This window comes from Promicromonospora kroppenstedtii DSM 19349 (assembly GCF_000515355.1).
GTDB classification, from domain to species: Bacteria; Actinomycetota; Actinomycetes; order Actinomycetales; family Cellulomonadaceae; genus Promicromonospora; species Promicromonospora kroppenstedtii.
Genome location: NZ_KI911664.1, coordinates 107648 through 112341, shown reverse-complemented (window position 1 = coordinate 112341; position 4694 = coordinate 107648). Strand labels below are relative to the sequence as shown.

6 protein-coding genes are annotated in these 4694 nt (G+C 73.3%); 3 read left to right on the top strand and 3 right to left on the bottom strand.

Translation table 11 applies throughout. The features are described from left to right. From PROKR_RS12300 to PROKR_RS12290, 3 genes are all read left to right on the top strand, one after another. Window positions 1–849, top strand: an 849-nt coding sequence (locus tag PROKR_RS12300; RefSeq protein WP_169736401.1) for an FAD-dependent oxidoreductase, incomplete at its 5' end; no start/stop codon positions are given. Between the two features lie 49 nt (window positions 850–898). Further along, entirely contained in the window at window positions 899–1981 is a 1083-nt protein-coding gene (locus PROKR_RS30720) for an FUSC family protein (protein ID WP_169736400.1), read from the top strand. Window positions 1982–2236: 255 nt separating this feature from the next. Beyond that, window positions 2237–2860, top strand: a complete 624-nt coding sequence (locus PROKR_RS12290) for a PAS and ANTAR domain-containing protein (protein ID WP_036963560.1) — start codon at window positions 2237–2239, stop codon at window positions 2858–2860. A 132-nt stretch (window positions 2861–2992) separates the two neighbouring features. Here PROKR_RS12290 and PROKR_RS12285 read toward each other — a convergent pair whose 3' ends face one another. The 3 genes from PROKR_RS12285 to PROKR_RS12275 form a co-directional block, all read right to left on the bottom strand. Next, complete coding sequence (locus PROKR_RS12285) at window positions 2993–3952, bottom strand: 3-hydroxyacyl-CoA dehydrogenase family protein (RefSeq protein WP_036963559.1); 960 nt, start codon at window positions 3950–3952, stop codon at window positions 2993–2995. A 44-nt stretch (window positions 3953–3996) separates the two neighbouring features. Then, window positions 3997–4500 (bottom strand): ribose-5-phosphate isomerase, encoded by a 504-nt coding sequence (locus PROKR_RS12280; RefSeq protein WP_036963556.1) that lies wholly within the window; start codon window positions 4498–4500, stop codon window positions 3997–3999. Then, on the bottom strand, window positions 4500–4694 hold a 195-nt coding region (locus tag PROKR_RS12275; RefSeq protein WP_036963554.1), incomplete at its 5' end, for a DAK2 domain-containing protein. The genes PROKR_RS12275 and PROKR_RS12280, both read right to left, overlap by 1 nt.

Genomic DNA, 4694 nt, shown 5'->3' with positions numbered 1-4694 from the left:
GTCCCGGTGCACGACGGCGTCCGGGTGCGGCAGGTGCGCCGGCTGCGGTCGGGCGTGGCGCTGCGCACCACACGTGGCACGGTGCTGGCCGAGCACGTGGTCCTGGCCACCGGCACCCCACCGGGGCGGCTCGGCGGTCTGTTCCTGCGGCTCGAAGCGGGCCGCAGCCTGCTGACCACCTGGGACGTACCCGACCCCGCCGCGCTCCCAGCGGGCTTCGCCGGGACGATGTCGATCACGGCCGGCTCCCCCACCCGCTCGCTGCGCATGGCCGGCGGGCTGCTCATGGTGGGCGGCGAAGGCTACCTCACCGGACGGGAGCCGAACCCGGCCGCGCGGCTGGCGACGCTCGACGACTGGACCCGCACGCACCTGCCCGTCGGGACCGCGCACCACGCGTGGGCCGCGCAGGACTACATCAGCGACACCGGCCTGCCGTTCGTCGGGCCGGCCGTCCCGGGCGACGAGCGGGTGCTCGTGGCGACGGGCTACGGCAAGTGGGGCCTGACGACCGGCGCCGGCGCCGGTCTGGCCCTGGCGGGCCGACTGCTCGGCGAACCGGTCGAGTGGGGCCCGGCCCTGGAACCGTGGGCCCGGCCGCCCGAGCCCACGTCCAGGTCGGTGGCCACCCTCGGTGAGCAGTCCAAGGGCTGGGCCTGTGCGGCGACCCGGCCCACGGGGGAAGCGCCCGCCGGGAGCGAGGTGTCGCGGGTGTGCCCGCACCTCGGCGCCGTCGTGCGGTGGAACGACCAGGAGCAGTCCTGGGACTGTCCCGTGCACGGCTCGCGCTTCGCCGCCGACGGGACGCTCCTGGAGGGCCCGGCGACGGAGAACCTCGCCCGGCGCTGAAGGCACCGTGCGGATGCGGGTGACCCGGCACCGGGTGAATCTTGCGGTCGTGCCTACCCCACCGCGCCTCCTCGTCGCCCTGCACCACCGCTGGTCACGCCACCCGCGCTGGGCGCTGGCGGTCAAGGGCTCGCTCGCGGCGTCGCTGGCGTGGGTCGTCGCGGTGCTCGCACCGGCGCCGTTCTCCGAGCAGCCGTACTATGCGCCGCTCGGGGCGATCATCGCGATGTCGAGCACGGCGGTCCGTTCGGTGCGGCAGTCGGCGCAGGCGACGGGCGCGGTGCTCGTCGGCGCCGTGCTCGCCCACGGCGTGGACCTCACGCTCGGCTCCAGCACGCTGTCCGTGGCCCTCGCGGTGGGGCTGGCCCTGCTGTGCTCCGGATGGAGGCTCTTCGGCGAGATGGGTGGCTGGGTGGCGACGTCGGCTCTGTTCGTGCTGATCCTGGGCGGGTCGGAACCGCTCGAGTTCATCACCGTCTACTCGGGCCTGATCGTCGTCGGCGCAGTGATCGGCACCGCCGTCAACCTCCTGTTCCCACCGCTGCCCCTCACGCCTTCGGAGGACGCGCTGGACCGGCTGCGCAGCGTGCTCGTCGACCAGGCCGAGGTGCTGGCCGACCGCCTCGAACGGTCGGGGCCCCTCGTCGCCGACGAGTGGCAGCGACGACGGCGAGCAGTGGTGCCGCCGAACGACAGGGCTCATGGAGCCGTCGCGCAGACCCGCGAGGCGATGCGGGTCAACCGTCGCGGGCACCGCTACAGCAGGTGGGCCGGTGCGCAGGCGGGGCGCGCGGAGGCACTGTGGGCCGCCGCCGACGTGCTCGACGAGGTGGTGCGGCTCCTGGCCGAGTGGGAGCACACGGACCGCGCGGACGTGGCACTCGGCCCGGAGATCCGCCCGGTCCTGGCCACGACGCTGCGCTCGTACGCCGCCGCGCTGCGGTCGGACCGGGAGGACGACTCCGCGGTCAGGGCCGCCGAGGCCGTCACCCGGCTGGCCGCCGCGGTGCGCGCTACCCAGCGGTCCTCGGGAGGCGACCTGTTCGTCGCCGGGGCGCTCGTCGTCGCCCTGCGCCGCGGCGTCGACGCGCTGGCTGCCGACGGTCCGGCTACAGCGGCCGACCACCGGTGACACCGATGGGAGCGCTGCCGGCTGCCGCTCGGCGTGCGAGTGCCGACGCACGGTGGTCACCATGGCCTTGCCGCTCGCCCCGGTGGATGTCGCGCTCCTTGCCGTCGCGACATACGCCGGGACGAGCGGACCAGGCGGTACGCCGCGCAAGCGGTCGCCACAGTGTCCGGTTCCCCTGACAACGGTTCTCCGATACGGTCGGTGCGGGTCATGACGCGGCTCGTCCGTGGATGAGACGTGTCAAAGGCGGTACACATGACCGAACCGATGGAGATCGAGCGAGCGCTGGCCCTGGGGGCCAACCACGTGGTGGGGCGGTACAGCTACGACCTGGCCGAGCAGGTGTGGTGGTGGTCGGACGAGACCTACCGCATCCACGGCTTCGAGCCCGGTGACGTGGTCCCGACCACCGCACTCGTGCTGGCGCACAAGCACCCGCAGGACCGCGCTCGCGTCTCGAAGGTCCTCCAGACCGCGGCACGGACCGGCGAGCCGTTCAGCAGCGTCCACCGCATCATGGACGCGCACGGCGACCAGAAGACCCTGACCGTCGTCGGGCAGGGCCGCATCGACCCCGACACGACGCAGGTGAGGGAGCTGACCGGCTTCTTCGTCGACATCACGGCCGGTATCGAGATCCAGGCGAACGAGGCCGCCTCGGCATCGATCCGCTCCGCCGCGGCCACCCGCGCCCCCATCGAACAGGCCAAGGGCATCATCTCCCTCGCGCTGCACGTCGACCCGGAGGAGGCGTTCGAGCGCCTGCGCTCCACCTCCAACCACACCAACGTCGCCGTCCGGGAGCTCGCTCGGAGCATCGTCGCGCTCGCCTCTGCCTCCGGCACCACCCCCGCAGACATAGCGGACGCCCTGGCCTGACCCTTGGCGCTCGACCGGCCGCTCCCGCGGACCGCGGACGTCGTCCGGCTCGGGCGCGCGGACCGGAACATCGCCCTCGCACGGCTGGATGCCCTGGCCTGGTGAGCATCCGGCCGTGCGAGAGCGGCCGGGTCAGGCCGGGGCCGGTCCGAGGGACCGCAGCAGCCGCCCCATCTCCCCGTACGCCTTGTTCCGGTACGCGACCAGCGCCTTGACCTGCTCCGGCGTGTAGTCCCGCAGCAGTCCCCGGCCGTTCTTCACACCCTTGCGGTCCCCCGCCACGGCGTCCTCGATGAGGGCGGGAGTTGCGAGGCGCTCGCCGAAGTTCTCCTCGAACGTGCGGAACCCGCCCGCGTAGACGTCGAGCCCCGCCTGGTCCGCGATCGCGAACGGGCCGAAGAATCCCAGGCGGAAGCCGAACGTCGTACGCACCACCGTGTCGATGTCCTCCGGGGACGCGATGCCCTCCTCCGCGATCGACATCGCCTCCTTCAGCAGCACGTACTGCAGGCGGTTCAGCACGAACCCCGGCACGTCGGCCACCAGCGCGCCCTGCCGGTCCGCACGGGCCAGCAGCTCGCGCACCACCGGCACCGCGCCCGGGTCCGTACGGTCGCTCAGCACGAGCTCGACCCCCGGGATGAAGGGCGCCGGGTTGGAGAAGTGCACGGTGAGGAACCGCTCCGGGTTCGTCACCGCCTCGACCAGCACCCGGGCCGGGATCGTCGAGGTGTTGCTGCCGATGATCGCGTCCGGACGGGCCGCCGCCGAGATCCGGCCCAGCACGTCGTGCTTGACCTCGACCGACTCGAACACCGCCTCCTCGATGAAGTCGGCGTGCGCGACCGCCTCCTCGATCGACGGTGCCGTGCTCAGGTTGGCGCGGATCGTCTCGGCCGCTCCGGGGTCGTACAGGCCCTGCTCCTCGAACTCCCGGGCCTCCACGAGGAGCCTCGCGTACGCGGCCTCGGTCGCCTCGGCCGAGACGTCCGCGATGACGACGGGCAGGCCCGCGAGCGCGAACGACTGCGCGATGCCCCCACCCATGTACCCGGCCCCGACGACGGCGACCGAACTGATGCTGCTGATCATGATGTCCTCTCCGACAGCCCTACTGAAACGTTTACGAACAGGCGTCAGCCGCAGGACGCCGGGTTGGACGCCGGGTCGCTCCCCGCGGCCTGGTCCTCGATCTCCCCGATCGCCATGACCTTGGGCGCCGACGGCGAAGCCGGGTCGAACCGGTAGCCGAGCCACTCGCGGGTCAGCCGGCGGGCCAGCTCGATGCCGACGACGCGCTGGCCGAAGCAGAGCACCTGGGCGTCGTTGGAGAGCACCGCGCGCTCGACCGAGAACGAGTCGTGCGCCGTCACCGCGCGCACGCCCGGCACCTTGTTGGCGGCGATCGCCACGCCGAGCCCGGTGCCGCACACGAGCAGGGCCCGGTCCGCCTCCCCGGCCCCGACCAGCCGGGCGGCGGCGGCACCCACGTAGGGGTACGGGGTGTGCTCGTCGCCGCGCACGCCGACGTCGACCACCGAGGCGACGCGCTCGTCCGCCTCCAGGTCCCGCTTCAGGATCTCCTTGTACTCGTACCCGGCGTCGTCGCAGCCGATCACCAGTCGCAGGCCGTCCACCATCAGGATTCCACCTTCGAGGTCGTGGGCACGGGGACGCCGGCCTCGGCGCCCGCCTCGCCCAGCAGGAGGGCGAGGGAGGTCGCCCCCGGGTCCGGGACGCCCAGGCTCTTGTCCCCGAGCACCCGCGCACGGCCTCGGCGGGCCGTGATGTTCTCGGTCGACGCCGCGCCCACCCGGGCCGCCAGGACCGCGGC

What these genes read in the sequence shown, in the direction of transcription:
- PROKR_RS12285 (WP_036963559.1), bottom strand. Translation starts at nt 3,952, where the DNA reads ATGATCAGCAGCATCAGTTCGGTCGCCGTCGTCGGGGCCGGGTACATG.
- PROKR_RS12280 (WP_036963556.1), bottom strand. Translation starts at nt 4,500, where the DNA reads ATGGTGGACGGCCTGCGACTGGTGATCGGCTGCGACGACGCCGGGTAC.
- PROKR_RS12290 (WP_036963560.1), top strand. Translation starts at nt 2,237, where the DNA reads ATGACCGAACCGATGGAGATCGAGCGAGCGCTGGCCCTGGGGGCCAAC.